This is a genomic window from Arsukibacterium indicum, from assembly GCF_019100565.1.
In the GTDB taxonomy this organism is placed as follows: Bacteria; Pseudomonadota; Gammaproteobacteria; order Enterobacterales; family Alteromonadaceae; genus Alishewanella; species Alishewanella indicum.
Genome location: NZ_JAHRID010000002.1, coordinates 111,390 through 136,859 on the forward strand (window position 1 = coordinate 111,390; position 25,470 = coordinate 136,859).

26 protein-coding genes and 3 tRNA genes are annotated in these 25,470 nt (G+C 47.6%); 19 read left to right on the forward strand and 10 right to left on the reverse strand.

Annotation, left to right across the window (positions count from 1 at the left end; genetic code table 11):
* Positions 1-404: 404 nt before the first annotated feature.
* The 13 genes from KQY15_RS05040 (at position 405) to KQY15_RS05100 (ending at position 9,981) form a co-directional block, all read left to right on the forward strand.
* Positions 405-481, forward strand: a tRNA-Asn gene (locus KQY15_RS05040).
* A 25-nt stretch (positions 482-506) separates the two neighbouring features.
* Positions 507-583: transfer RNA gene (locus KQY15_RS05045), tRNA-Asn, on the forward strand.
* Positions 584-608: 25 nt separating this feature from the next.
* A tRNA-Asn gene (locus KQY15_RS05050) sits at positions 609-685 on the forward strand.
* 150 nt (positions 686-835) lie between these two features.
* Positions 836-2,761, forward strand: coding sequence for an EAL domain-containing protein (locus KQY15_RS05055; protein ID WP_217667859.1), 1,926 nt, complete (start codon positions 836-838; stop codon positions 2,759-2,761).
* A 179-nt stretch (positions 2,762-2,940) separates the two neighbouring features.
* On the forward strand, positions 2,941-3,522 hold the full coding sequence (rsxA, locus tag KQY15_RS05060) for an electron transport complex subunit RsxA (protein ID WP_217667861.1): 582 nt from the start codon (positions 2,941-2,943) through the stop codon (positions 3,520-3,522).
* Positions 3,522-4,073: an electron transport complex subunit RsxB gene (rsxB, locus tag KQY15_RS05065; RefSeq protein ID WP_217667863.1), complete on the forward strand. Its 552-nt coding sequence runs from the start codon at positions 3,522-3,524 to the stop codon at positions 4,071-4,073. Before rsxA ends, rsxB begins: the two co-directional genes overlap by 1 nt.
* Before the next feature lie 3 nt (positions 4,074-4,076).
* Positions 4,077-6,008 (forward strand): electron transport complex subunit RsxC, encoded by a 1,932-nt coding sequence (rsxC, locus tag KQY15_RS05070; protein WP_217667865.1) that lies wholly within the window; start codon positions 4,077-4,079, stop codon positions 6,006-6,008.
* On the forward strand, positions 6,005-7,072 hold the full coding sequence (gene rsxD / locus KQY15_RS05075) for an electron transport complex subunit RsxD (RefSeq protein WP_217667867.1): 1,068 nt from the start codon (positions 6,005-6,007) through the stop codon (positions 7,070-7,072). Before rsxC ends, rsxD begins: the two co-directional genes overlap by 4 nt.
* Complete coding sequence (gene rsxG / locus KQY15_RS05080; protein WP_217667869.1) at positions 7,069-7,701, forward strand: electron transport complex subunit RsxG; 633 nt, start codon at positions 7,069-7,071, stop codon at positions 7,699-7,701. Before rsxD ends, rsxG begins: the two co-directional genes overlap by 4 nt.
* Entirely contained in the window at positions 7,698-8,402 is a 705-nt protein-coding gene (locus KQY15_RS05085) for an electron transport complex subunit E (protein WP_217667871.1), read from the forward strand. The genes rsxG and KQY15_RS05085 overlap by 4 nt, the downstream gene beginning before the upstream one ends.
* A gap of 15 nt (positions 8,403-8,417) precedes the next feature.
* On the forward strand, positions 8,418-9,050 hold the full coding sequence (gene nth / locus KQY15_RS05090) for an endonuclease III (RefSeq protein ID WP_217667873.1): 633 nt from the start codon (positions 8,418-8,420) through the stop codon (positions 9,048-9,050).
* A gap of 8 nt (positions 9,051-9,058) precedes the next feature.
* Positions 9,059-9,460 carry a lactoylglutathione lyase gene (gene gloA / locus KQY15_RS05095; protein ID WP_217667875.1) on the forward strand — a complete coding sequence of 134 codons (402 nt, stop codon included), beginning with the start codon at positions 9,059-9,061 and terminating at the stop codon, positions 9,458-9,460.
* A gap of 14 nt (positions 9,461-9,474) precedes the next feature.
* Positions 9,475-9,981, forward strand: coding sequence for a GNAT family N-acetyltransferase (locus KQY15_RS05100; RefSeq protein ID WP_217667877.1), 507 nt, complete (start codon positions 9,475-9,477; stop codon positions 9,979-9,981).
* A 33-nt stretch (positions 9,982-10,014) separates the two neighbouring features.
* Here KQY15_RS05100 and KQY15_RS05105 read toward each other — a convergent pair whose 3' ends face one another.
* The 6 genes from KQY15_RS05105 to KQY15_RS05130 form a co-directional block, all read right to left on the reverse strand.
* A complete protein-coding gene (locus KQY15_RS05105; RefSeq protein WP_217667879.1) occupies positions 10,015-10,839 on the reverse strand; it encodes a substrate-binding periplasmic protein in 825 nt (274 codons plus the stop codon).
* Between the two features lie 87 nt (positions 10,840-10,926).
* Positions 10,927-11,817, reverse strand: a complete 891-nt coding sequence (locus KQY15_RS05110) for an aspartoacylase (protein ID WP_217667881.1) — start codon at positions 11,815-11,817, stop codon at positions 10,927-10,929.
* Between the two features lie 170 nt (positions 11,818-11,987).
* On the reverse strand, positions 11,988-12,194 hold the full coding sequence (locus KQY15_RS05115) for a bacterioferritin-associated ferredoxin (protein WP_217667883.1): 207 nt from the start codon (positions 12,192-12,194) through the stop codon (positions 11,988-11,990).
* An 80-nt stretch (positions 12,195-12,274) separates the two neighbouring features.
* Positions 12,275-13,477, reverse strand: coding sequence for an ABC transporter permease (locus tag KQY15_RS05120; protein WP_217667885.1), 1,203 nt, complete (start codon positions 13,475-13,477; stop codon positions 12,275-12,277).
* A gap of 1 nt (position 13,478) precedes the next feature.
* Positions 13,479-14,276 carry an ABC transporter ATP-binding protein gene (locus KQY15_RS05125; protein WP_217667887.1) on the reverse strand — a complete coding sequence of 266 codons (798 nt, stop codon included), beginning with the start codon at positions 14,274-14,276 and terminating at the stop codon, positions 13,479-13,481.
* A 9-nt stretch (positions 14,277-14,285) separates the two neighbouring features.
* Entirely contained in the window at positions 14,286-15,119 is an 834-nt protein-coding gene (locus tag KQY15_RS05130) for a DUF3025 domain-containing protein (RefSeq protein ID WP_217667889.1), read from the reverse strand.
* Between the two features lie 171 nt (positions 15,120-15,290).
* Here KQY15_RS05130 and asnB point away from each other — a divergent pair, with 171 nt between their 5' ends.
* The 6 genes from asnB to atcC all read left to right on the forward strand — a co-directional run bounded on the left by asnB (position 15,291) and on the right by atcC (position 21,111).
* Positions 15,291-16,955, forward strand: coding sequence for an asparagine synthase B (asnB, locus tag KQY15_RS05135; RefSeq protein WP_217667891.1), 1,665 nt, complete (start codon positions 15,291-15,293; stop codon positions 16,953-16,955).
* A 198-nt stretch (positions 16,956-17,153) separates the two neighbouring features.
* On the forward strand, positions 17,154-18,338 hold the full coding sequence (locus tag KQY15_RS05140; RefSeq protein ID WP_254795447.1) for a hypothetical protein: 1,185 nt from the start codon (positions 17,154-17,156) through the stop codon (positions 18,336-18,338).
* A gap of 146 nt (positions 18,339-18,484) precedes the next feature.
* Complete coding sequence (atcJ, locus tag KQY15_RS05145; RefSeq protein WP_217667893.1) at positions 18,485-18,766, forward strand: cold adaptation protein ActJcold adaptation protein ActJ; 282 nt, start codon at positions 18,485-18,487, stop codon at positions 18,764-18,766.
* 89 nt (positions 18,767-18,855) lie between these two features.
* Complete coding sequence (gene atcA / locus KQY15_RS05150) at positions 18,856-19,437, forward strand: cold adaptation protein AtcA (RefSeq protein ID WP_217667895.1); 582 nt, start codon at positions 18,856-18,858, stop codon at positions 19,435-19,437.
* The gene (gene atcB / locus KQY15_RS05155; RefSeq protein WP_217667897.1) at positions 19,434-20,195 is read left to right on the forward strand and encodes a cold adaptation protein AtcB; all 762 of its coding nucleotides are present in this window, start codon (positions 19,434-19,436) and stop codon (positions 20,193-20,195) included. Before atcA ends, atcB begins: the two co-directional genes overlap by 4 nt.
* A 22-nt stretch (positions 20,196-20,217) precedes the next feature.
* Complete coding sequence (atcC, locus tag KQY15_RS05160; protein ID WP_217667899.1) at positions 20,218-21,111, forward strand: cold adaptation protein AtcC; 894 nt, start codon at positions 20,218-20,220, stop codon at positions 21,109-21,111.
* 33 nt (positions 21,112-21,144) lie between these two features.
* Here atcC and KQY15_RS05165 read toward each other — a convergent pair whose 3' ends face one another.
* From KQY15_RS05165 to KQY15_RS05180, 4 genes are all read right to left on the reverse strand, one after another.
* Positions 21,145-22,005 (reverse strand): bile acid:sodium symporter family protein, encoded by an 861-nt coding sequence (locus tag KQY15_RS05165; protein WP_217667901.1) that lies wholly within the window; start codon positions 22,003-22,005, stop codon positions 21,145-21,147.
* Positions 22,006-22,056: 51 nt separating this feature from the next.
* Positions 22,057-23,133, reverse strand: a complete 1,077-nt coding sequence (locus KQY15_RS05170; protein ID WP_217667903.1) for a sulfite exporter TauE/SafE family protein — start codon at positions 23,131-23,133, stop codon at positions 22,057-22,059.
* Positions 23,134-23,166: 33 nt separating this feature from the next.
* Positions 23,167-24,336, reverse strand: coding sequence for a vWA domain-containing protein (locus tag KQY15_RS05175; protein WP_217667905.1), 1,170 nt, complete (start codon positions 24,334-24,336; stop codon positions 23,167-23,169).
* Positions 24,337-24,489: 153 nt separating this feature from the next.
* Positions 24,490-25,335, reverse strand: coding sequence for an AAA family ATPase (locus KQY15_RS05180; RefSeq protein ID WP_217667907.1), 846 nt, complete (start codon positions 25,333-25,335; stop codon positions 24,490-24,492).
* Between the last annotated feature and the right edge of the window lie 135 nt (positions 25,336-25,470).

The window sequence follows — 25,470 nt, forward strand, 5'->3', positions numbered from 1 at the left end:
TTTATGCCACCTTGGAGAGTTTAAAGGGAAATGCCTTCAATCTGCATTTTATGTAACATACTGTTTTTATTTAACTTTATTTTTTTTCATTAGTTACTTGACCACCTTGTAAGGCCCATAACACAAGGCTTAGCCACGCCAAATACAGAATAACACACAGACTTATCCACAGCTTCTGTGGGTAACTTTACAGACGCCCGTAACTACTGGCCTGGCAGCAATTACGGAACGTCAGAATTCATATCTGTAGCTAAAAATTTCGCTTCAACAATGTTGTCGTCTATTCAAAAAAACCATTATTTGCTTAAACAATATGCAAGTAAACCCAACAGCGCTAAAACTCCGCAGCAAAGTGTTGACAGTGTCCATAGCTGGCATTAGTATTGCGCCCCGTTGAATGCTGTTCCCCAATAGCTCAGCTGGTTAGAGCGGCGGACTGTTAATCCGTAGGTCGTTGGTTCGAGTCCAACTTGGGGAGCCAATAGCGTCAACAACTGTGCCACTTTTCCCCAATAGCTCAGCTGGTTAGAGCGGCGGACTGTTAATCCGTAGGTCGTTGGTTCGAGTCCAACTTGGGGAGCCAATAGCGTCAACAACTGTGCCACTTTTCCCCAATAGCTCAGCTGGTTAGAGCGGCGGACTGTTAATCCGTAGGTCGTTGGTTCGAGTCCAACTTGGGGAGCCAAAAAATCGCGTCTCAGCTGTTTTTCCTGCTATCTGTCGTTATTTATTCCTTTCTAGTTATTTTTTTGATTTAATTAGCTTTCTATTCTTTTTAGCTAAACTATATTAAGCGTTAGACAAGGAAGCACATTATGTTTGGTGGTCAGGGCTTATGAAAATACTAAAATCCTTATTGGTTGCGCAGTTACTTACCGCAATGATACTGGCAGCAGTTACGGTGTCAGCACTGGTGATATACAGCCAGAAACTAGTGGAAATTCGCGAACGGAATGCGCGTAATACCATTGAGCAAATTTTAGAACATCACCTGTCAGGCGATGCAAAAGTTCTGAGCCGGCAATTAGACCGAAGCTTTGAATTGCAGAGTCTGCGGATTAGTCAGCTGGATGGCACGGTTTTACATGAGCAAAATAATGCCCGCACATCAACTACTGTCGCAATGTGGGCCCTGCAAACCGCTGGCAGTCAGTTCAGGCCGGTTTTATTACGTAATGAAGAGCATGGTATCCAGCTGACTTATCAGCTTAATCACCGACCACTGCTGGCACCGTTACAACAACTTGGCTTTGTATTACTTTTAGCGCCTTTTGTTATTGGCTGGCTTACTGTTATTATTACCAAAAGCAGCCTTAGCCGCAGTTACCGCAAAACATCAAAGGCTGTTAACCAGCTGATCGACGGCTTTATTCAGGACCCGCAAAAAGCAGAGCCTAACTGGAATAATATCCCGTCAGAGTTTTCAGATATTAATGTCGCGTTACAAAAGCTGGCGAACTATAGCAAAAAACAGTATAACGAAATGACCACAGCGGCATATCAGATAGCTGAGGAAGCCTATAAAGATCCGGTAACCGACCTGCCCAACCGCAATCGCTTTGTTCAGTATTATGAGGATCACTGCAAAGTTTCCAAGGAAACTGACTTTGGTGTTTTCGCTATTACCCGCTGTACTGAGCTGCAGAGTCTGAACCAGACCCGGGGCTATCAGGAAGGTGATCAGTATATTAAAGACGTCGCCAATATTGTACGTAAAGTTGCCGATGCCTATAAAGACGCCAAATTATTCCGGCTGAATAGTTCTGATTTCGGCATTTTACTGCCCAGAATAACGCCGAAAGAAGCCGAGAACTTTGCTTTGCAGTTGCAAAGTCGTTTTAATGAATATCAGAAAAACGCAGAGCTCGATTCTATTGCTTACACCGGCCTGGTTACTTATGAAAGTGGTAAAGCGCTGGGCGAGCTGCTGGCGGTGGCCGATACGTCAATCAGCCTGGCCCAGACTAAGCAAACCAATGCCTGGCACTTACAAAAAGATTCGGCAGGCCTTGAAATGGCCAGCAGTGGTTATGGCAATCAGAACTGGCGTAATGTGATTGAAGATGTCTTGAATAATAATCGCATCTCCCTGCTTACCCAGCTAATCCAACCATCAAATCGCTCAGCCAAAGCCTATTCTGAAATTCTTGTGCGTTTTAAAACCCAGGAAAATCAGGTGTTGCCAACCGCGTCATTTCTGGCGATGGCAGAAAAGCTGGATAAAATTATTGCGGTGGACCGGCTAATTATTGAGACAGCATTAACCACTATTAAGAACCGTAACCTGCAAGACCAGTATTTTGGTCTTAATCTGTCGCCGCGTTGTGTACATGACGATCAGTTCGTGATCTGGCTGGAACGGCGGTTGTTAAAAGACGCTCATATTGCAGCAAAACTTATTTTTGAAGTATCAGAATTTGGTCTGCAACAAAACCTGAAAACCAGTAAACGCTTTATTGACATGGTCCACCGAGCCGGGTCGCGCATCACCGTTGAGAAATTTGGGGTTGGTATTACCTCATTTAAGTTTTTCCGGGATTTAAAACCAGACTTTGTCAAAATGGATGGCAGCTATACACGGCATATCGATGAAGATAAAAATAACCAATACTTTATGCGGTTAATGATAGATCTGGCTCACAGAATTGGTGTTGGCGTATTTGCCGAAAGTGTTGAAACTCAGGAAGAGAAACACATGTTGGAGTCTTTATTTATTGACGGTAACCAAGGGTACTACGTCGGCAAGCCGGCGCCAATTTAACCCTTACATTATCTGGCAGTTAACCACTTTGCCTGGTTGGCCCGGTTAACTGCCATAAAAACCTGACATACCCGCCTACCGCGGCAATAACCTTACAGTTTGTTTGGTTGTAACCGCTTTGACATCATTGCATAATACCCGCTTGTTTGCTGTCTGAGCCCAATAACGTAAGCCCAACTATGACCGAATTTCTCCTTCTACTGATCAGTACAGTGTTAGTTAACAACTTTGTGTTGGTTAAGTTTCTTGGTTTGTGTCCTTTTATGGGCGTTTCCTCGAAGCTGGAGACAGCTATTGGCATGGCCCTGGCTACCACCTTTGTGCTGACACTGGCTTCGATTTGCAGCTATCTGGTAGACACCTTCTTACTGGCACCGTTTGAATTGCTGTATTTGCGTACTTTAAGTTTTATTCTGGTTATCGCTGTGGTAGTTCAGTTTACCGAAATGGTCGTTCATAAAACCAGCCCTACCCTGTACCGCTTACTTGGTATTTTTTTACCTCTTATCACAACCAATTGTGCTGTACTCGGCGTAGCCTTATTAAACGTTAATGAACGGCATAACTTTATTAATTCTGTAGTGTATGGCTTTGGTGCAGCAGTGGGATTCTCGATGGTATTAATTTTGTTTGCTGCCATGCGTGAGCGGTTGGCAGCGGCAGACGTGCCGGTACCGTTTAAAGGCGCAGCCATTGCCATGATAACTGCCGGTTTAATGTCACTGGCCTTTATGGGCTTTACCGGTTTGGTAAAAGTCTGATGAGTCTGCTTACTGCACTGTTAATTCTAGGCGGGCTGGCGCTGCTGTTTGGTGGCGTCCTCGGTTTTGCGGCCATTCGCTTTAAAGTGCAAAGCGACCCGCTGGTAGAACAAATAGATGACATTTTACCGCAAACCCAATGTGGCCAATGTGGTTACCCGGGCTGTCGGCCCTATGCCGAGGCCGTAGCCAATGGCGATGAGATTAATAAGTGTCCGCCGGGTGGCGACAGTACTATTCGCAAACTGGCTGATTTAATGGGCGTTGAAGCAAAACCATTAAACGCTGCCCAGACCGTCGCGATAAAGCGGGTGGCTTATATCCGTGAAGATGAATGTATTGGCTGCACTAAATGTATTCAGGCATGCCCGGTAGACGCGATTGTCGGTGCGTCCAAGCTGATGCATACCGTTATTGTCGATGAATGCACGGGTTGTGATTTATGTGTCGAGCCCTGCCCGGTTGATTGTATTGATATGCTGCCGATAACCCCAACGCCAGAGCGCTGGAAATGGGATTTGAAAGCCATTCCGATAACCCAGGTGGAGTAACAGGTGCCGAGTTTATTTCAGCAAATTCAGGCAGGGAAATTATGGGATTTTCACGGTGGTGTTCATCCGCCTACCCGTAAAGCACAGACAGCACAGAAGCCTATTGGTGTAATGCCATTACCTGACCGGTTGTTCATTCCGTTGCGACAGCATATTGGGGTGGCCGGCAACATACTGGTCGCTAGCGGACAACGGGTATTAAAAGGTCAGCCGCTGACCAGTGCTGATAACTCTATGGCCGTGCCGGTACATGCGCCGACGTCCGGCACTATCATTGACATTGGCGATCACATTAGCCCTCACCCTTCTGCTTTACCGGATATAACCATTACCCTGGAGCCGGATGGTCTGGATGAATGGCGCCCGCAGTATCCGCTAAACCTGACGACCAGTGATAACCTGAGTATTCTTGAACGGATCCAGGAAAGCGGCATTGCCGGAATGGGCGGTGCCGGTTTTCCGGCCCATTTAAAAGCCGGCCTGACCCAGCCGGTAGACTACCTGATTATTAATGCGGTTGAATGCGAGCCTTATATCAGTTCTGATGATGCGTTAATGCAGGACGGTGCAATTACCATAGTCAAAGGCATTGATATTCTGTGTAAATTGCTGAACCCCAAAGCAGTATTAATTGGTATTGAAGACGATAAACCCGTTGCCAGCGCAGCGCTTAAAGCCGCCTGTAGTCAGCGCGAACATTATTTTGTTCGTGATGTACCCACAAAATATCCGTCGGGTGGTGAAAAACAACTTATCCAGCTGCTAACCAGTAAAGAAGTTCCCGCAGGCCGCCGGCCAATAGACATTGGTATTGTCATGCTTAACGTTGGCACCGCCTATGCCATTGCGCAGGCAGTGCTGGACGACCACCCCCTGCTGTCGCGTGTTGTAACAGTAACCGGTGAAACACTGAGTCAGCCGCAGAATGTGCGGGCGTTAATTGGCACACCTGTCAGCGATTTACTGACATTCTGCGGCTATCAGCATCAGAGCGACGGGAAAATTATCATGGGTGGGCCGATGATGGGCTTTACATTACCCAACCTGGATGTTCCCATTATAAAAACAACCAATTGCATTCTGGCACCAAGCCAGTATGAGTTGCCAGCCGCTGGCCCTGAGCTTGACTGCATTCGCTGCAGTGCCTGTGCAGATGTTTGTCCTGCCAGCCTGTTGCCGCAGCAGTTGTTGTGGTACAGCAAAGCCAAAGATCCGGCCAAACTTGACGAATACAACCTGTTTGACTGTATTGAATGCGGTGCCTGCGCTTATGTCTGCCCTAGCGAAATTCCTTTGGTGCAGTATTACCGGGTTGCTAAGGCTGATATCAGAGAGCAGCAGCGCGAAGCGGTAAAAGCAGAGCAAGCCAAAGCCCGTTTTGAGGCTCGTAACGCCCGGCTTGAGCGGGAAAAGCAAGAGCGCATGGCACGCAATAAGCAACTGGCACAAGCTCGGGAACAGGCGCAGCAAACTGATAGCAACAGCAATGCTGTGGCAGAGGCACTTGCCAGGATAAAAGCCAAACAAGCCGCGCAAACCACCGCCCCTGCCGACCGTGAGCAGATACTTGCCGAGCGGGAAGCTAAAAAACAACAGGCACGCGCTTATCAGGCAGAAAAGGCGACAAGTAAGGCCCCGCCAGAGTCTGGCCCGGCCTCTGCCAATCTCTCCAGCCCGGCAGATCCAGTGAAAGAGAGCCCGGCAAGTGCAAAAAGTGCAGCGGTTGCGGCGGCTATTGCCAGAGCGAAAGCTAAAAAAGCGGCACAGGCTCAGGCCGATATGCAGGAAAAAGCAGTTGATGCTGAGCAAACTAAACAACCTGAAGCTATTGAGCCGGCAACTCCGCAAGCCGCTACTGATCCGCGCAAAGCGGCCATTGCGGCAGCCATTGCCCGGGCCAAAGCTAAAAAACAAGCTGATAGCGAGAAATCATGAGTTTTAAAATTGCCAGCTCGCCACACAACAGAGTTAACCGCAGTACCGCTAATCTGATGCTGTTGGTCGCAATAGCTGCATTACCGGGTATTCTGGTGCAAGCAGTGCTGTTCGGTTATGGTGTGTTAATTCAGCTACTGTTGGCTATTGTTACCGCCTGGGCAGCTGAGGCGCTGACCATGCAATTGCGGAAAAAACCGGTATTACCGCCGCTGAAAGATCACAGTGCTCTGCTGACAGGCTTACTGCTGGCAATTGCCATACCGCCTTATGCTCCCTGGTGGCTGATTGTTATTGGTACCTTTTTCGCGGTGGTTATTGTTAAGCAACTATATGGTGGCCTGGGTAATAACCTGTTTAATCCGGCAATGGCAGCTTACGTTATGTTGCTTATTGCCTTTCCACTGCAAATGACCCAGTGGTTGCCGCCGGCAAGCCTGCAATCAGACAGTCTGAACCTGTCAGATGCAGTATGTGCGGTTTTCAGCCAGTTCAGTTGCAGTGGTTTTAGTATCAGTCAGTTGCAAACCGGTATTGACGGCATTTCCATGGCAACACCGCTGGACACCTTACGTACAGATTTAACAGCAGGCAAAACATTAACAGAGAGCCTGCAACAGCCAGTTTTCTATGGCATTGCCGGCGCTGGCTGGCTTTGGGTTAATCTGGCGTATCTGGCCGGTGGATTAGTGTTGTTAAAACTTAACGTGATAGGTTGGCGTATTCCGCTGGCGGTGCTGGGCAGCTTATTTATTTTCAGTACCCTCAGCTGGCTGGCTGCCGCCGACAGTAACCCCAGCCCGCTGTTTCAGCTGTTTTCCGGTGCCACCATGCTGGCCGCTTTTTTTATTGCAACCGACCCGGTTTCAGCCTCTACTACCAATAAAGGCCGGTTACTGTATGGCGCACTGATTGGTTTTATGATTTTTATTATCCGTAAATACGGCGGCTATCCGGATGGCGTTGCTTTTGCGGTATTGCTGGCCAACATGGCTGTACCTCTTATCGACTATTACACCCGTCCGCGCACTTATGGTCACAAAGCTAAAGGAACGGGCAAATGATCCTACCCATCTCAAAAAATGCCCTGCTGCTGGCGCTAGTGGCTATAGTCTGTGTCGCTTTGCTTGGTCTGGTCAACCAGCTTACTCAACCGAAAATTGCCGAGCAGCAACTGGCTAATAAATTAGCGGTCCTTAATAATGTGTTACCTGAAAACACCGCCAGCGAAAGCTTACTGGCTGATTGTGTTTTAGTGAAAAATGAAACACTGCTGGGACGCCCTTCACCACAGGCAATTTACCGGTTGCGTGACGGCCAGCAAATCAGCGCCTATGTTGTTGAAACAACGGCACCTGATGGCTACAGCGGCAATATTGATTTAATTGTTGCAGTCACACCTGAAGGAACAGTTTTGGGAAGTCGGGTGCTGAATCATCAGGAGACACCGGGCCTTGGCGATAAGATTGAACGGCGGCGTTCCGCCTGGATTGACAGCGTTAAGGGCGTGCAAGTCAGTGCTGATAACCAGGCAGCCTGGGCAGTAAAGAAGGATGGCGGTCAGTTTGATCAATTTACCGGGGCAACCATTACCCCGCGAGCTGTTGTAAATGCGATATACAATGCAGGTTTACTGGTATTGCAAACGCCCGAGCTGGCAAGCCGGCCTGCGAATTGTGGAGCAAACCAATGAGCGACAACACCAATACACTGCGTGAACTGACCGTACAAGGGCTCTGGCGCAATAACCCCGGGCTTGTTCAGTTACTGGGTCTGTGTCCGTTACTGGCCGTTACCGGTACCGTAACCAACGCTTTAGGCTTGGGCTTTGCCACCTTGCTGGTACTGCTGGGTTCTAACATTGTGGTCTCGCTGGTAAGAAATCTGGTGCCGTCGGAAATTCGTATCCCTGTGTTCGTGTTAATTATTGCCAGTTTCGTTACTGTCATTCAGTTGCTGATGAACGCTTTTACCTTCGGCTTATATCAGTCTCTGGGCATCTTTATTCCGCTGATCGTGACTAATTGTGCCATTATTGGCCGCGCCGAAGCGTTCGCCTCTAAAAACGCAGTTATCCCGTCGGCCATTGACGCCTTAATGATGGGCCTGGGCTTTATGCTGGTCTTAGTGGCACTGGGCGCTATGCGCGAAATATTAGGTCAGGGCACCCTGTTCGATGGTGCCGATTTGCTGCTGGGTAACTGGGCAGCAGTACTAAGAATAGAATTATTCAGCCTGGATACTCAGTTTTTACTGGCGATGCTTCCCCCGGGAGCATTTATTGGCATGGGGCTGCTGATTGCCCTGAAAAACCTGATAGATGCGAAGTTGCAACAACGCCAGGATCAGGCGGTCGGGATTACCCGCGCAAGAGTCACTGGCGCAGCGCAGTAAGAAAGGTCTGGCAACGTGAACAAACAAAAGCGAATTGAAATACTCAGCCGGCTGCGCGCGGCTAACCCTGAGCCGACTACCGAGCTGGAATACAGCTCGCCATTTGAATTACTGATTGCCGTGTTGTTATCAGCACAAGCCACCGACGTTGGCGTAAACAAAGCCACTAAGCATTTATTCCCGGTGGCCCGCACACCCCAGGCCATGCTCGATCTTGGCGTTGATGGCGTGAAGAATTATGTTAAAACCATCGGTTTGTTTAATACCAAAGCCGAAAACGTAATTAAAACCTGCCGTATTCTGGTTGAGCAACACAATGGTGAGGTGCCAGAGAACCGGGAAGCGCTGGAAGCCCTGCCTGGTGTCGGCCGTAAAACTGCCAATGTGGTATTGAATACCGCCTTTGGCTGGCCCACCATTGCAGTAGACACCCATATTTTCCGGGTATCTAACCGTACCAAACTGGCTCCGGGTAAAAATGTCGACGAGGTAGAGCACAAATTGCTTAAAGTGGTGCCGGACGAATTTAAACTCGACGTACACCACTGGCTTATTCTGCATGGCCGCTACACCTGTGTTGCCCGTAAACCAAAGTGTGGGTCGTGTATTATTGAAGATTTGTGCGAATTTAAAGACAAAACCGAATAGGAGTCTGTATGCGAATGCTACATACCATGCTGCGCGTGGGTAATTTAGAAAAATCTATTGCCTTTTATACCGATGTACTGGGTATGAAACTGCTGCGCCAGTCAGATAACAAAGAGTATAAGTATACGTTAGCTTTTGTTGGTTATGGTGATGAAAGCGAGCATACCGTGCTGGAGCTTACCTACAACTGGGGTACCAGCAGCTATGATTTAGGCAATGCATATGGTCATATCGCGCTGGAAGTTGACAATGTGTATGAGGCCTGTGAAAAAATACGGGCTAAAGGCGGTGTAATAAGCCGTGAACCCGGCCCTGTTAAAGGTGGCACCACTGAAATTGCTTTTGTTCGTGATCCGGACAATTACGCGATAGAACTTATTCAGAAGAAAGCCAGATACGAAACCCTATAAAAGCCGGAGCAGACATGACGGATTTAACTAATAAAACAGCTTCAGAACTTCAGGTCAGAGCCGCTACCAGTGATGATGCCGCCACGATTCTGCAGTTTATTACTGAGCTGGCTATTTTTGAGAAAGCCGAAAATGAAGTTCTGACTTCGGTAGAGCTGATTAACCAAACCTTGTTTAGCGCTGATGCCAAAGCACACGCGCTGATTTGTGAAAAAGCCGGTGAGCCAATTGGCTTTGCTGTTTATTTTTATAACTATTCGACCTGGCTGGGTAAATATGGCCTCTATCTGGAGGATTTATATGTTACGCCGGCAGCCCGGCGCACCGGTGCAGGTAAAGTAATTTTTAAAGCGCTGGCAAAGATTGCTGCGGCTAATAACTGTGGCCGCTTTGAATGGAGTGTACTGGACTGGAATGAACCGGCCATTAAATTTTACCAGGCGCTTGGTGCCCAGGCGAAAACAGAATGGATAGGTTATCGCTTAACCGAACAACAAATTAAAGCCCTGGCTAACCATTAAGCATAAGCGCTTGGTTTAACGTTGCAGTACCACTTACTGCAACTGTGCTTGCCTCTCACTGGCGAATTGCTCCAACCGGCTTATCATCTGCTCAGAATACACGCCCTGATAAAGGGCCCTCATACTGCCGTCAAGGTAGCTTTGTTCCAGCACCCGTTGCCAGCGACCAATAGTGGTATCATCAATATCCAGAGAGAACGCCAGATATAGCCGCACCTGACTTAACGGCTGCAACATAACTAACTGATGGCCTGCCTGCTGCATTTGTAATTTTCGCTCGCCGGCACTTGCCTCATTCAGCACTACCAGCTGCACTCTGCCTTTTAGCAGCAAAGTAAAACAATCACCATGATTTACCGTCAAAATAAGATTTTGTCCTTCGGTAAAGCCCAACCGCTTTAAAGCATTTACATGCACCGACTCACGATATTCACATGCCAGATATTTATTACCGGTACCAGTATAAAATTGCTGTCCGGCAAAGTTATCACTGCGGCCATACAAGCCAATGGTGTGCACCTTTAACGGCCCCACCCATTTAAAATAAGGTTCACGTTCGGCATTGCGTACCGTTTCGAATATACCACTGTTGGGCTGGCTTCTGGCTAAACCCAGCGCCCTGGCCCATGGCAGCAACTCGATGGTTGCAGGCTGGTCCAAACGGCTTAGTAGTAACTTAATAAGTTCAACTGTTGCCCCGGCAACATTACCACTGGCGTCAATATATTCTCCAGGGGGGCTGTGTTCGGTGTACAAGCGCAGCACCGGCTGTTCTGCCTGCATGGGCACAGCTAACGCCAAATTTAAAGAGTTAAGCCAGCTTGCTATAAAAAAGAAATAAAGTACAAACTTCGGCATACAAACTACTCCAGCCTGGTTCGCCATTAAACTCATAGCAAATTAATAACATGAAAAAATCAAAATTAAAACATAACACCTAATTATTTAATCCAGTGTAATAGTCACTTTTTCATTTAGCGACATGGCCAGATTATTGTCATAATAAGCCGCTTCATTTATAAAAGTTGGGTACACCGTCGTATCGCCTTCATAACAAATTTCCGTACCATCAAATAACATAAAAATTGGGTCGCCAGGGTTAATCGGCTGATAGTCTTTATCCTGAACATTTTTATGTACCATGCCAAGTCGCTCACCTCGTTCATTCATTGGCAGTTTAATACTGTACAAATAACGGAAAGCTTCAGTTTGCCGGGGCAGTTCTGGCAAGGTGCCATTGTTATACAACTCAACAAAATCAAGAATATGCCGGGTCATCCGATCCATCAGGTCCAATACATCATGGCGCAGCACAGATTGTGGTTGAGGCCCCACTTCCACCAATACCCCATAGCGACCGAGCGTACACATTAATGCATGGTCCTCAGCAGCGAAATGATCTTCATCCCGGGAAATAATGGCCTCCGGCATAACCATTTTGACATAAGCGGCTAACTGATTATAAAAAGGCCCGGCCTGCGTCAGTATTAGGCAGGCGCCCATGTTGCTGGTGGTATTGTGAAGATCAATCAGCAAATCGGTTTTCGCGGCACCTTTGGGGCCAAGTTCAGCATTCAGCACCTTCGCCCGGCTTTGCTCATAGTTGCTCAGTGCCGGGTTGGCCAAATCACTATTTTTAAACTGCCGGTTTAAGTCACTGTGCAAATATCGTTTGTTTGCATAATGCGCTTCCGGATTTGCCCAGACACAACGACAGTCGAAGCTGGCTCTGCTAATCAGCTCAGGCCTGGCCTGGTATTGTTTGATTAAATAGATACCTGAGAATTCATTACCGTGGACACCGCCAACAATGGCGACCTGCTTTATTTTATCCATATTCTCTCCATCACTAATACTCTCAAAGCTTAGTCGTTAATAACTAAGCGTGGTCTATCGTTAAGTAAGTATTATGGCGTTATTGGTAACAAAACAGAACAAAACCGAATAAAAAGCGCAGATTTAATTGTCCGGGGCTGAAGGATAATGATCAGGCAACAAAAGAGTGTTCAGGCAGCAGGCTTGGCCAACTCGTCGATGTCACGGGCTTGTTTAACCAGCTCGTTGTGTAAAATAGCACTGGCCTGAGATACACATTTCCCACACTGACTGCCGACGCCAAGATTCGTTTTCAGATCACGCATAGTACAGGCACCACTGGCAATGTTTTGCTTAATGGCTTTATCTGACACTGCTTTGCATAAACATACGAACATGACGCTGCCCTTTTTCTATCAAGACAGCGCCATATTAATCTAACTGCGAATTGTTATCAATACCATTCTATAAAATTTGCTTAACGGAACAGCACTTTTTCCTGCTGGAACCAGTGCACGCAAAACGCAATCAGTGCTCCCGCCAAAGCGGTAGTTGAGGCAAATATCAGTGCCAGTAAACCATAGTCTGCCGTGCCTTTTAGCAACTCTTTAATCGCCAGCGCAATATTAGTCAGCGGTATTAAAGCCGTTGTAACATCCAGCTCCATACCCGGCGCCATTGCTATCATCAGTGGCACAATAACCAATATAGTCAACGGGCTCATATAATTTTGTGCTTCTTTAAAGGTACGGGCATATATCGATATCGCCAGCAACAACGCGGCAAAAATTGCAGCCGTAGGTAGCAGTAACGAAAACATCAGCACTAAATCAACCACAGTAATGCTGGCCAGCGCTTCCGACACCTTGGATAAATCAGCAAAGGCACTGATTATTGCCCCCCAAACACCGAGACTGACTACCGTTATCAGGGCAGTCATTAAGGCAGTAGTCAATACTGTTAAAAACTTACCAAGAACAATTGCTGTGCGGCTAACAGGACAAATTAACAGGGTTTCCAGCGTGCCGCGCTCTTTTTCGCCCGCGCCCATGTCCACCGCCGGATACATAGCACCACTTAAACACAACAACACCAGAGCGTAGGCCAGAATGGCGCCCATGCTCTCACCAATGTTTTCCCGCTGCTCGGCGGTATTCACCCGGGTAAGCTCAACCGGCTTGAGTATTGCCGTCAGGTTAGCCGGGTCAACGCCGAGCTGGCTCAGGGTGTCGCGCTGTAATTCTTCCGTGTAAGTTTTCAGCATTTCATCGAAATAGTTGTACATGAAGTCAAGCTGCGACGAGCGGTTATAAATTAACTGCCACTCAGTCTGCTGCACTGAGGCTTTACGGCTGGCAAAATCGGCAGGAATAACCAAGGCTACATCAAACTCATCATTACGGATAGCCGCAACCAGTTCTTGCTCAGAGCTTAATGTTGTCTCTACTTTTTTAAAGTTTTTATGGTAAAACAGCGCCTCAGCAAATTGCGGTGCCTGCTGTTCGTTAATAATTACATAACGGTGCTGCTCTTCCATCGCTTTACTGGTGGTCGTCGCCATAACCAGCCCCACGATGCCAAACAACACAGGAAAAATAAGAATAGGCAATAAAATAACGAAAATGAGGGTTTTTTTATCGCGCAGTAATTCTGTTAATTCTTTAAAGTAAACCTGCCACATATTATGCTGCTCCCTGCTGAACCTGATTAGCAATAACGGCTAAAAACGCCTGACGTAGATCGCCGCCCGGTGTCAGCTGTTTAAACTCTGCCAGGCTGCCGGAAAAGCTGCTTAAGCCTTTGTCTATAACCACAACCCGGTCACATAAGGCCCCTACCTCATCCAGATGATGTGTAGAGAAAATTACCGGGGTGCCTTGCGCTTTTAACGATTTAATAAAATCAAGGACCGTTTGCACTGTCATAATGTCGAGGCCGGTAGTAGGCTCGTCCAGAATAACCACTTTAGGGGAATGCACCACGGCGCGGGCAATCGCCGTTTTTTGTTTCATGCCGGTAGACATCGTATCTACCCGCCGATTGGCAAAATTATGCATATCAAGCAGGGTAAACAGCTCATCTATCCGGCTTTTTATTTCGGCTTCTTTCATACCATGCAGCCTGGCAAAATAAGCAACATTTTCAAAAGCAGTAAGCTTGCCGTATAAACCGGTATCCGCCGATAAAAAACCAATTTCCTTGCGGGCCTGAATCGGTTTTTGCAGCACATCAATATCGTTAATAAATACCGAGCCACTGTCTTGTTTCAGTGCGGTAGATAACATGCGAAGTGTGGTAGTTTTACCGGCACCATTTGGCCCCAGCAAACCTAATACTTCGCCATTACCACAGGTAAAACTGACATCTCTTACCGAATGAAACGCTTTTTCGCTGTAACGCACGTCCTGCTTTTCGGTATCCGATAATTTATTGCCTTTGCTGATAGCAAACGCCTTAGCTAACCCTTTTATTTCTATCATTTAAGCTTCCTAATCGTTGCTTGTTTTTCTGGGCCGAAATGCTCTGAAATACGCTGTATTCTGGTAAAAATCATTATACTGATTCTCAGCCCACCAACCGGGTACCCCTAATAACGGTAATGGGGTCAGTTGCTGATTATCAAGAAGTAACTGACAGTTAGCAATTTGTTGCTGCAATTTTTGGTCAATAAAACTGTAAGCATCTGTTAAAGGCCAGTGGCTAAAGCCTGCTGGCACACTTAAAAACAGGCATTTGGCCGTTAAACCAAGAAACGGTGCTGTGGCCATTTCGTATATGGCATGGCCAAAAATAACCGGCCTTACCCCCTGCCACCAGTTGCTGCGCTGTGTAATAAAGGTTTGCTGCCACTGATGCGTGCGCAGCATCTCTGCATGCTGCTGCATGGCTGGCTCCAGGCAGATAACTACCCCGCACTCATCAAATAATGTCAGTTTATTGCGCAGTTTACTGCGCTGCTTTGCCCCGTGTTTGGATATCTCTTCCATATGTAGCTGATTAAGCAATTTTTTTGTCTGGGGAAATAAACACCAAATTAATCCGCCAAAAAAGTCATGCCAGTTTTCGTTACGGGTGGGTACTTGCCCGGTTGCATAAATATACGCTTCGTAATAGCGACCGTCTGCGCTTAGCGCTTCATTATCAACAAACTTTACTTCTGAGGTATGCGCAAACTGATTAAGCCAGGCTATATCTGGCCCGGGGCTTAGCTTGCCAATATTAAAAAACTGCTCCAGATCGGCAAAGATCGGATTACCCGAAATACATCCGGCGTCCCACCATGGTGGCGGCGTAAATCGGTTTTTTACGTCATTTTTTTGCATAGCTTGTATTTTCTGTTGCTGGCACTGAACGTTTTCAGCGCGAATTACTTAGCTAAAGCGCGAAAAAGCGCTTGCAATTTTATACTGGCATGGCACATTCAGGTGGTACGTTTAGACGTACATACTGCCAAACAAAATGTGTTTATTCGAAATTAATTAATAGAGGTTACCATGTGTTCGATATTTGGGGTGCTTGACATCAGTACTGATGTTAAAGCGTTGCGCCAGCAGGCGCTGCAGTTATCTAAGTTATTACGTCATCGCGGTCCTGATTGGTCAGGTATTTGGAATGACGATAATGCCATTCTGGTGCATGAGCGTCTGGCAATTGTAGATACTGAAAATGGCGCCCAACCGCTTATTAATGATAATCGAAATCACATTCTGGCAGTGAATGGCGAGATCTACAATCATAAGCAACTCGAAAAAGAGCTTGCTACGCCTTACCCATTCAAAACCAAGTCAGATTGTGAAGTTATTCTGCCACTATATTTAGAGCATGGCGCAGATTTTATTGATCAGTTGCACGGTATGTTTGCCTTTATTTTGTATGATGCCGAGCAAAGCCGTTATCTTATTGCCCGCGACCACATTGGTATTATTCCGCTGTACTATGGTTATGACGAGAACGGTCAGCTCTATGTCTCATCAGAGCTTAAAGCGCTGGTACCGGTGTGTAAGCAAATTAAAGAGTTTCCGCCAGGCCACTACTTCGACAGTAAAATAGGTGAGCTGCGCAGCTATTATAAGCGTGACTGGCAAAGCTATGATGCGGTTAAAGACAACCCGGCCAGCGAAGCGGAATTAAAAGCCGCGCTTGAGCACAGCGTAAAAACCCATCTGATGTCAGACGTACCTTATGGTGTGCTGTTATCAGGCGGTTTGGATTCGTCTCTGATTTCCGCTATTGCCCAGCAATATGCCAAACGCCGGGTAGAAGATGATGATCAGTCTGAAGCCTGGTGGCCCCGCCTGCACTCCTTTGCAGTCGGCTTGCCGGGCTCACCCGATTTAGTGGCAGCCCAGAAAGTCGCCGATGCTATTGGTACTGTGCATCATACGGTGCACTTTACCGTGCAGGAAGCACTCGATTCACTGCGCGATGTCATTTACTTCCTGGAAACCTATGATGTCACCACAATTCGTGCCTCTACCCCAATGTACCTGATGGCACGGAAAATAAAGGCCATGGGCATTAAAATGGTGTTATCCGGCGAAGGCTCAGACGAGATTTTTGGCGGCTACCTGTATTTTCATAAGGCGCCGAACGCCAAAGAGTTTCATGAAGAAACATTACGTAAGCTGGACCGCTTACATATGTTTGATTGCAACCGTGCTAATAAAGCCATGTCAGCCTGGGGGATTGAAGCCCGGGTGCCGTTCCTGGACAAAGAGTTTATGGATGTCGCCATGCGCTTAAACCCACAGGCCAAAATGTGCGGCGGTGGCAAAATGGAGAAGCATATTCTGCGGCAGGCTTTTGACGGATTGTTGCCTGATGAAATCTTATGGCGTCAGAAAGAGCAGTTTTCAGACGGGGTTGGTTATAACTGGATTGACAGTTTAAAAGCTCATGCAGCCAAGGAAGTCAGCGATCAGCAGATGGCAACCGCCAGCTTCCGCTTCCCGGTTAATACGCCAGATAGTAAAGAGGCATATTACTATCGGGTAATTTTTGAAGAGCATTTCCCGCATGCCGGCGCTATCAGCTGTGTACCGGGCGGAAAATCAGTCGCCTGCTCTACCCCTGAAGCATTGGCCTGGGATGCCAAAATGGCCGAAATGACCGACCCTTCAGGTCGGGCGGTGCGTGATGTGCACTCCCAGGGCTATTAAGCAATAAACGTTGAACAAGGCCACCTTTAGGTGGCCTTTTTTTATTGCTGCACACCTTGTAAATGGCTAAATTTATATTGCAGGATATAGGCGCTGCAGTAAATAACTGGCACAATAAGCACCTGAATTAACCAAACCACTACTTTCTTGCGGCGGCAAGGCAGTCAGACGATGTACACCACCTTGCCAAGGACAGACATGATGCACTTTTCCCCCTACGTTTTAGCCGGTTGCCTGACAATACTGGCAATAGTCCAAAGTTCTGCAGCCGTTGCTGATGAGCTGCATCTGGCCGGTAAATGGCTGACTGATCAAGCCGGCCAGACACTGGTCGACCCACAGAGCTCCGGTTTAACGTTACGCCACGGTGAGCTTATTCATCTGGGCGATAACAGCGCCGCTGTCAATATGCGCAATATATTGCTCAGAATTAACCCCCACACCGGTCAGCTGAACGCGCCACCGGTAAAAATAACCGTTGCCAGCCACCTGATAAATGGCTGCTTTGCCGAACTGTTGGCCGATTACCCGGACTGGGAATCATTAACCTGGGACCGCCAGGACGATACAACGTTAGTAACGGTAACCGAAGACTCATCGGCCTTCACGTTAAGCCCGGCTTGTGCTGAGCGCTATGCAGCAACCAACTCAACGCCCTACCCAACATTGTTGGTGAAAATTAAAACCGATAAAGCGCTGAGCCAGGCTGAAATTGTTGCAGTCAGGCCTGTGCAGTTTCCTGCTGAAGCACAGGTGGGCAGTTTCAGCAATGACGGAATTGAAGGCCTGGCGTTTGACAACACCGGTAATCTCTATCTTGCGCTTGAGAAAAATCAGGCTAACGCACCGATGATTTTTGTAACGCCTTATACTGCTGACTTTTGGAGTAATGAAGATTTCTTAGCCGTACAAGACAGTGGTTTTCGGTTACCGGTACCCGATGCCAACAACCATCCGATTAACGGACTGGACTATCTGGCTCACCCTGATAGCCGCCACCCGGGTTATCTGGTCGGCGCCGCCCGTAACGACGATCATCTATGGATAATTGATATCAGCCAGCAACAAGCGCCATTTGTTCAGAATATCCGTTTTTATGCGCCAACGGTTTCACCAGCCAGCACAACCAACAACGATACCGGCCGCAACAGTGAAAACTGCCCGGCTTATGAAGAGCTGAATAATACGTCGATTGAAGGTGTTGCCGTGGCCGGCAGTCTGGTTTATCTGGTTAACGATCCTTGGCAAAGTCAGTACCCCAAAAACATCCAGTGCCCGACAAATGCAGCGAAGTTTAAACAGTTTTCACCCCTGCTGTTCCAACTGAATATTGATCCACGCTGGTTTATCCAGCCTACGCAGAATAATACGACGCCAAAATAAGGGGCTCCGTTAAACAATCTGTAGTAAAACTAAGCGCTAGGTCGCACCGCTACCTTCTGCTATTATTACCGGCCAGCCGCTGTTGCTTATGCTGTCATCTTACCAGCTGGCCATACTGCTTTAATAACCCTGTTGCAGGACAATCTATGATTAACCACTTTCGTGTGCTTGGCGTTAAAACCAACGCCAGCGATGAAGATATAAAAAAGGCCTATAAACGCCTGGCCAACCGATACCACCCTGACAAACTGCTGGGGCTGACTGATGATGAAAAACAACAGGCTGCTATTCAATTGCAGCGGGTAAAACAAGCCTACGACGTGCTTGCTGATCCAAAGCAGAAATCGGCATTTATCAAAGACTTTAACAACGTTATCGTTACCGACCCGGCCGCCGCCATGCAAGAGCTATGGGACCAGTACTATTAACCAGTACTAATAAGTAATCTGCTATTATTGTCAGGGTTTATTAAACGTTTTAACACATACTGTTTAACCGGAAAAGGTCGTCCCCTCCTATGGCTGCAAAACTTAATTTAACGCGTATTCGCGCTCTGCAAACTGATGCCAGAGAAAATATCGAATCCTATCTGGATCCGGAAACACCTAAAGCGCTGGAGCAATATACTGCAAAAATGAAAGCCGTATTGTTGCAAGACCCGGAACTGTTGGCCTCGCTGCCTGAGTATCTGCCAGTAGCGCTATATGGCAGGGTTAAGTTTGTACCGGCAGCAAAAGCGAAATGGCAACATTGGCTTAGTACCGGCACAGCGCCAAGCTGGGATGATTTCAAAACGTCTGCCGCCTTTAATAATGCCGATATTGAGCTGGTTAAAGCGATACGCGCTTATTCTGAACCATTGCTGATTGAAAGTTGCGCCGTGTTATTTTTAATGGAATTTGGCGATAACAGCAACACAGCAGGTCATAACGAAATAGCAGCAGACAATGATGAACAGCAAAATGATGATAATGACAGCTATGACGATAACGATTATCGTAGCGACGACTTCAGCAATGATGATTACGAAGACTCAGACGAACCCGGTTACGACAACCAGTATGACGAAATTCGCTTTAACAGAGAGAAACCAGAATGACAAATTTAATTGAAATCGCGGTTGCCGAAATTAAAGAACTTGCTGTTATCGAGCCCAAGCAAGCCAGCAAGAAATTTGAGCTTATCGCCAACACTATGAGCGATGAGCAACTGGTTGAAGTTATAGAAAATATAGATATCGTTACTCTTACTCAGATGAACAGTCAGCACGACATTTCATTTCCGTCTATTATTTCTGAGCTAATGAGCCCGGAACGGATCCGCGATATTGTTTGTCAGCAACCACTGTACTGGGAAGAAAAAATTAAGAATAATGCTGATGAATTACAGCAACATACCTTCGATTTTTTAACCTATCTTATCCGAACTCAGGACAGCGAAGAAAAGCAAGCTGAAATTCTTGAGTGCGTTGCCGAAGACCCGGCCGGGCTATTTTACTTATCAATTCCTTTCATTGAGTTGTACCGTGGCGAAGCGGTTTCTGACGATGATGGCCTGCACGATATGCTGCATGATGAAGAAGAAGATCTGGAAGAAGCCGTTCGCTATACCGAACGACAGATGAACGAAGATGCCCACGGTCTGGGTATTGATGACCCACGCAGTTTACTGGCACTGATCCGCCAGCTGGCACCTCAGGTAGAACAGGCCATTAAAGCCCTTATCCGCAATGAAAACTCAGGTTGGGAAGGCATTATTAATAAGTTTGCCACCGAGCTGGTAATGCAGGCCAAAGAGAAAAACCAGGCCAGTGATGAATTTGCTGAAGTGGACGATATGTTCAGCTTTCTCGACTAACCCCGCAGTAAAAGGATAAAACATGCAGTTAATGGTTCGGGATGGCAGTAGCGGCCCTTTTTTAAGCGTTGTTATTAATAAAGCCCTGGCAACAGAGCAATTGAGTACTGCCCAGTTGCAGCAAATTAAAAGTAAAGCCGTGCTGATGAGCCTGAAGTTCGCCGATAAGTTTTACAATAAATATAAAATGCACTTGCTGGAACAGGCGGCTCACGATGTGATTGGCGTGGTCAGCCTCGGCTTACAGGAACTGGCAGATAGCGATCCACAGCGGGCATTACACCTGCTACTGGCACCCGAAGGCCTGGTAAAACCTTTTCAGAAAGGCTGGACAATGCTTAGTACTGTTAGCAGAAAAAGCGGCGCAAAATCACTATATGGTGAAGTAGACGAGCAACTGTTACAGCTACTTTCCAGCCCACCTGATGCGGAAGACTGGTCTGGCTGGCAACATTATCAGCAGGCATTAACCGAGCATCGGCGCAGCCAGTCGATGCAATTGCTGCAACAACAGTTTTATGTCCGCAGCCATTTTGACGAATTTGAACATTTCAGCCTGGAAGAAGTGCTGGCAGAAGTGGTGTTTTATCGGGCACTGACTGGCGGCGACAAAGTGCGGCAGGATTTAAAAAAGCGTCTGCACACCATTACTTTGCAACCGCACTGGTTCAGTGAAACCTTTTTCACAATGCAAACGGAAGCAACACTGGCTGAATTACCCGGAGCCAACGCTGATGCAATTCGCCACGATTTAGGGCAGCATTTTGTACCTGCACTGGTGCGGACACTTAAATTTGCCCGCGATTACCAGGCGTTGGCAAAACAAGATGCCTCACCTGAAAAGCTGGATGCATTTGAGGGTAAGCAAGGTCTAACAAATCCGCTACTGGGCTGGCCACAGTACCTCGAGCTGTAAAACGCTAACGTTGCAGCAGGCCGGAGCCTAATGTCAGGTTACGGCGTTGCGCCGGGCCCATACGGCAAATAGCGAGGCGCTGCCAAACATCAGCAGGCTATAAACGCTGGGCGCGATCGACATCGCCGGGCTTTGCAAAATGCCCGTGGTAATTAACAATGCCAGGGTGCCATTTTGCAGGCCAACTTCCAGACAAATAGTCCGGGCCTGACGTTCCTGCTTTAACAGCCATTTACCCGCGTAGTAACCCAGCAGCATGGTAACAATATTTAATGTCAGTGCTGCGGGCCCTGCCTTGGCAATATAGCGGCCAAGATCATCGCCCAAATCAACAGCAATAGTAACAATAAGAAGCAACAGCACAATAATAGCAAACCTGCTGATCACCGGTTCAGCTGCTTTAGCAAAGGCCGTGAATTTTGCCCGTAACACCATACCTGCTATAACCGGTAGCACGCTAACAATCATCAGAGTAAGCCAGGTTTGCAGCAACGGCAGCTTTAGCGAGGATTCTGCGCCACCATAATAATTAATGGCCCAGGCCGCTAACAACGGTATGGTAAAAGGGGTAATAAAGCCCACTACTGCAGTTAACGATACTGACAAGCCAACATCGGCCTTACTCAGATAACTGTATAGGTTAGAGGTTGTGCCGCCAGGACAAAGCGCCAGAATAAACAAACCTATCGCCAGTTCCGCCTGTAATGAAAACAACGCAATAACCGCTACTGCGGCTAACGGCAATAAAAGTAACTGGGCTAGAGCCCCGGCAATAAAGGCTTTGGGAGCTGCAAATACCCGGCTGAAATCGGCCGGTCGCAAGCTCATGCCAACACCGGTCATGATAAGAATAAGCGCCAGAGGCAATCCGATCTGGGTTAGGGAATTAAACATCAATGTTCCTGTTTTTTAATTCAGATTACCGCAATTAACCTTAGCTGTCAGCTAGCCCGCTTTGGGCGCACTTGCGGTGTTATTTTTTGCCAGCATAGATGCTTCTGCCCTGGCTACTTTCTCACCGACTAACACCGCCCCCCAACGCCGCAGCAATTCAAACCCTGCCAGACAGGCAGTCACCGCCAGCAGAGCCAGTAACATTCCACTCATCCCCAGTCGCTGCTGCTCTGAGTATAAGGTCCAGATAAACTGCCCGACACATAACGTCGCAACGACTAACAGCGTCGGTTTTCGACCAATTTTAGCAACAATAAATACCCCCAGCGGCGCGCCTATTGCCACCACCGGCGCCGCAGCCAGCCAGTTTTCAAATACGCCTGGCGCCAGGCCCTGACCTGAAACGGTTTTAACCAGTACACCCAGTACCGAGGTAAAGGCCATAATAACCACCGAGGTGGGAATAGCGATTTTTAAATCGGCGCGGCATAGCAGCACCAATGCGGTATACAACACCATATCAATACCGACGCCGGTTACAGCGGCTACGGTTGCTCCGGCCAGCACGCCAATCCACAAGCCCAGTTTAAAATCCCAGCGCTCATCAAAATCGGTCATGCCGGTATGGCCGGCAATTTCATTTAAACGAAACAGATGCAGTAAGCCAAAACTGGCCCAGACTATGGCAAACAGCAGTTTAATCCACAGCTCAGGAATATAAGGGGCAATAAAGAAAATACCCAGCGGCGTGCCGAGCAAGGCGCCCAGCATCGCGCCTTTGAGTGTTGCCCAGGCTAATGGCTGACGCCTTGCCAGAATAAAGATTGCGGCACTGGTCATGCCGATAGACTGAATAGCAAAACTGAAATCCCGGCCCAGGCTGGCCGGCAGCTCAAATAGCAGCACTAACACCGGGAAACCTACCGTCCCCCCACCCATTGGCGTAGAGCCAGCTGCATAGCTGCCAACGGCCATTGCCACAGCCATGGGCCAGTGCGCTAAGGCAGTTGGCCAATACCCCATACCAGCCACTAAAAACAGCCATACCCCATAAAAGCAAGCCAGCCAGAGCAACCAAAGCCATAGCTTTTGTTTTAACACCGCTTTTGCTGGCGGGAGTAACGTCATACGACCCATCCTGAATAGGTTAATTTTCTGTTTTTATAACAAAGCTTTAATAGCATTTCCCAGGCCGTCCAGAGTAAGCGGAAACATGCGTTTTGCCATTAGCTGGTAAATCAGATCAATAGAATAATAATGGCTCCACCACTGCTCTGGTTGCGGGTTCAGCCAGACTGCTTTCGGGTACTGGCTGAGTAGCCTCTGCAACCACACTTTACCCGGTAACTCGTTAAAGTGCTCAACACTACCACCCGGATATTCAATTTCGTAAGGGCCCATAGTCGCATCGCCGACAAATATCAGCTTATAGTCGCTGCCGTAGGTATGAATAATGTCGTCTACCTTTACCTGTTCGGTATAGCGACGTTTATTATCGCGCCACACACCCTCATATACGCAGTTGTGAAAATAAAAAAACTCCAGATGCTTAAACTCGGTTTTAACGGCGGCAAACAGTTTCTGGCACTGCTCGATATGGTCATCCATCGAGCCGCCGACATCAAAAAACACTAATAACTTTATCGCATTATGCCGCTCACGGATAAACCGTAAGTCCAGCCAGCCTCCCTGCTCTGACGTGGCCTGAATGGTACCCTGTAAATCCAGTTCGGTTTCTGCACCACTGCGGGCGAACTTGCGCAATTGCTTAAGTGCCAGTTTTATACTGCGGTTATTCAGCTCGCTGTCAGTGTCTAAGTCTTTAAACTCACGCTTATCCCATACTTTTACAGCCCGGCGCGCACCACTTCCTTGCTGGCCAATGCGCACGCCCTCAGGGTTAAAGCCATAAGCACCAAAAGGTGAGGTGCCGCCAGTGCCGATCCATTTATTACCGCCCGCATGTTTTTTTTGCTGTTCTTTTAAGCGCTCATGCAGCGTTTCCAATAACTTATCCAGGCCACCCAGGGCTTGTAGCTTAGCCTTTTCTTCGTCACTTAGCTTGCGCAGTATCTCAGGTACCAACCATTCCGGCGGTATGCTGGCAGCGATATCGACTTGTGCTACACCTTCAAAATAATCGGCAAATGCCCGGTCGAATTTATCGTACTGAGTTTCATCTTTTACCAGGCAGAGCCGTGACAACTGATAAAACGCCTCGGTGTCGGCAAAAACCACCTGCTGTTTTAATGCATTCAGTAAATCAAGCAATTCGGTAATACTGGTTTTTAAGCCGTATTTGCGTAGGGTAAAAAAGAAATCAATTAGCATCTTAGTTGCCCGAGTAACAGGGTGAGACTGGAAACTCGTTTTGGTCGGCGCAGAGTGTCTGAGCGCAGGCGCCAGCCGGAGCGAGTTGCTGCGATGAGCCAAAAGGAGTATTGCAGTCGATCCCGGCGAACAGAGCACACGCTACAACCATAGTTAACGACCTTGTCTTTTTGCCAAAAAAGCCAGCTTTTCTACCAGCGCCACATCCTGCTCATTCTTAAGCAATGCGCCAAACATTGGCATCAGGCCACCTTTTTGCTGTTTGTCGGTGAGCACCTCGGCCGGGATATCTTCGGCCAATAGTAATTTAAGCCAATCTAACAGCTCAGAGGTTGATGGCTTTTTCTTTAAACCCGGCAGTTCGCGCAGTTCAAAGAATATTTCCAGCGCGGTACTTAATAACTGCTGCTGAATATTGGGATAATGCACCGCAACAATCGCCCGCAATGTATCGGCATCAGGAAAGCGAATGTAATGAAAGAAGCAACGGCGCAAAAAGGCATCTGGCAGCTCTTTTTCGTTGTTAGAAGTAATAATAACAATCGGTCGCTCTGTGGCACGAATTTGCTCACCGGTTTCATGGACATAAAATGCCATCTGATCCAGTTCGTGCAATAAATCGTTTGGAAACTCTATATCAGCTTTATCAATTTCATCTATCAGCAGCACCGGGCGTTTTTTAGCCGTAAAGGCCTGCCATAGCTTGCCGGCACGAATATAATTATTAATATCCTGTACCTTGTCACTGCCCAGCTGACTGTCGCGCAGCCGCGATACCGCGTCATACTCATATAAACCGTGCTGCGCTTTAGTGGTAGATTTAATATGCCATTGAATAAGTTCAGTGTTCAGACTTTGTGCCAGCTCTTCTGCCAATCGGGTTTTACCTGTACCCGGTTCGCCTTTAATCAACAGCGGTTTCTCCAGGGTTACTGCAGCATTGACTGCCAGTGACAGTTCGCCAGATACAATATAATTATCAGTACTTTCAAATGCCATCTTGATCCTCTTCAGGCTAAATTTCGGGCTACAATCTATGCTAAAGTGAAATGATATAAGTTATAGCCAAACGCTACTTCACCTTTTATGCTGCTGGCGTATTCTTATAACCAAATTCTTTGTAATTGGAGCTTT

Excerpts from the sequence above, each read along its gene's own strand:
- gloA (WP_217667875.1), top strand. The coding sequence starts at position 9,059 with ATGCGAATGCTACATACCATGCTGCGCGTGGGTAATTTAGAAAAATCT.
- asnB (WP_217667891.1), top strand. The coding sequence starts at position 15,291 with ATGTGTTCGATATTTGGGGTGCTTGACATCAGTACTGATGTTAAAGCG.
- rsxD (WP_217667867.1), top strand. The coding sequence starts at position 6,005 with ATGAGTTTTAAAATTGCCAGCTCGCCACACAACAGAGTTAACCGCAGT.
- KQY15_RS05180 (WP_217667907.1), bottom strand. The coding sequence starts at position 25,335 with ATGGCATTTGAAAGTACTGATAATTATATTGTATCTGGCGAACTGTCA.
- KQY15_RS05120 (WP_217667885.1), bottom strand. The coding sequence starts at position 13,477 with ATGTGGCAGGTTTACTTTAAAGAATTAACAGAATTACTGCGCGATAAA.
- KQY15_RS05125 (WP_217667887.1), bottom strand. The coding sequence starts at position 14,276 with ATGATAGAAATAAAAGGGTTAGCTAAGGCGTTTGCTATCAGCAAAGGC.
- KQY15_RS05055 (WP_217667859.1), top strand. The coding sequence starts at position 836 with ATGAAAATACTAAAATCCTTATTGGTTGCGCAGTTACTTACCGCAATG.
- KQY15_RS05140 (WP_254795447.1), top strand. The coding sequence starts at position 17,154 with ATGATGCACTTTTCCCCCTACGTTTTAGCCGGTTGCCTGACAATACTG.
- atcA (WP_217667895.1), top strand. The coding sequence starts at position 18,856 with ATGGCTGCAAAACTTAATTTAACGCGTATTCGCGCTCTGCAAACTGAT.
- KQY15_RS05170 (WP_217667903.1), bottom strand. The coding sequence starts at position 23,133 with ATGACGTTACTCCCGCCAGCAAAAGCGGTGTTAAAACAAAAGCTATGG.
- atcC (WP_217667899.1), top strand. The coding sequence starts at position 20,218 with ATGCAGTTAATGGTTCGGGATGGCAGTAGCGGCCCTTTTTTAAGCGTT.
- KQY15_RS05100 (WP_217667877.1), top strand. The coding sequence starts at position 9,475 with ATGACGGATTTAACTAATAAAACAGCTTCAGAACTTCAGGTCAGAGCC.
- KQY15_RS05110 (WP_217667881.1), bottom strand. The coding sequence starts at position 11,817 with ATGGATAAAATAAAGCAGGTCGCCATTGTTGGCGGTGTCCACGGTAAT.
- rsxB (WP_217667863.1), top strand. The coding sequence starts at position 3,522 with ATGAGTCTGCTTACTGCACTGTTAATTCTAGGCGGGCTGGCGCTGCTG.
- rsxA (WP_217667861.1), top strand. The coding sequence starts at position 2,941 with ATGACCGAATTTCTCCTTCTACTGATCAGTACAGTGTTAGTTAACAAC.
- KQY15_RS05115 (WP_217667883.1), bottom strand. The coding sequence starts at position 12,194 with ATGTTCGTATGTTTATGCAAAGCAGTGTCAGATAAAGCCATTAAGCAA.
- KQY15_RS05085 (WP_217667871.1), top strand. The coding sequence starts at position 7,698 with ATGAGCGACAACACCAATACACTGCGTGAACTGACCGTACAAGGGCTC.
- KQY15_RS05130 (WP_217667889.1), bottom strand. The coding sequence starts at position 15,119 with ATGCAAAAAAATGACGTAAAAAACCGATTTACGCCGCCACCATGGTGG.
- KQY15_RS05165 (WP_217667901.1), bottom strand. The coding sequence starts at position 22,005 with ATGTTTAATTCCCTAACCCAGATCGGATTGCCTCTGGCGCTTATTCTT.
- rsxG (WP_217667869.1), top strand. The coding sequence starts at position 7,069 with ATGATCCTACCCATCTCAAAAAATGCCCTGCTGCTGGCGCTAGTGGCT.
- atcJ (WP_217667893.1), top strand. The coding sequence starts at position 18,485 with ATGATTAACCACTTTCGTGTGCTTGGCGTTAAAACCAACGCCAGCGAT.
- KQY15_RS05105 (WP_217667879.1), bottom strand. The coding sequence starts at position 10,839 with ATGCCGAAGTTTGTACTTTATTTCTTTTTTATAGCAAGCTGGCTTAAC.
- atcB (WP_217667897.1), top strand. The coding sequence starts at position 19,434 with ATGACAAATTTAATTGAAATCGCGGTTGCCGAAATTAAAGAACTTGCT.
- KQY15_RS05175 (WP_217667905.1), bottom strand. The coding sequence starts at position 24,336 with ATGCTAATTGATTTCTTTTTTACCCTACGCAAATACGGCTTAAAAACC.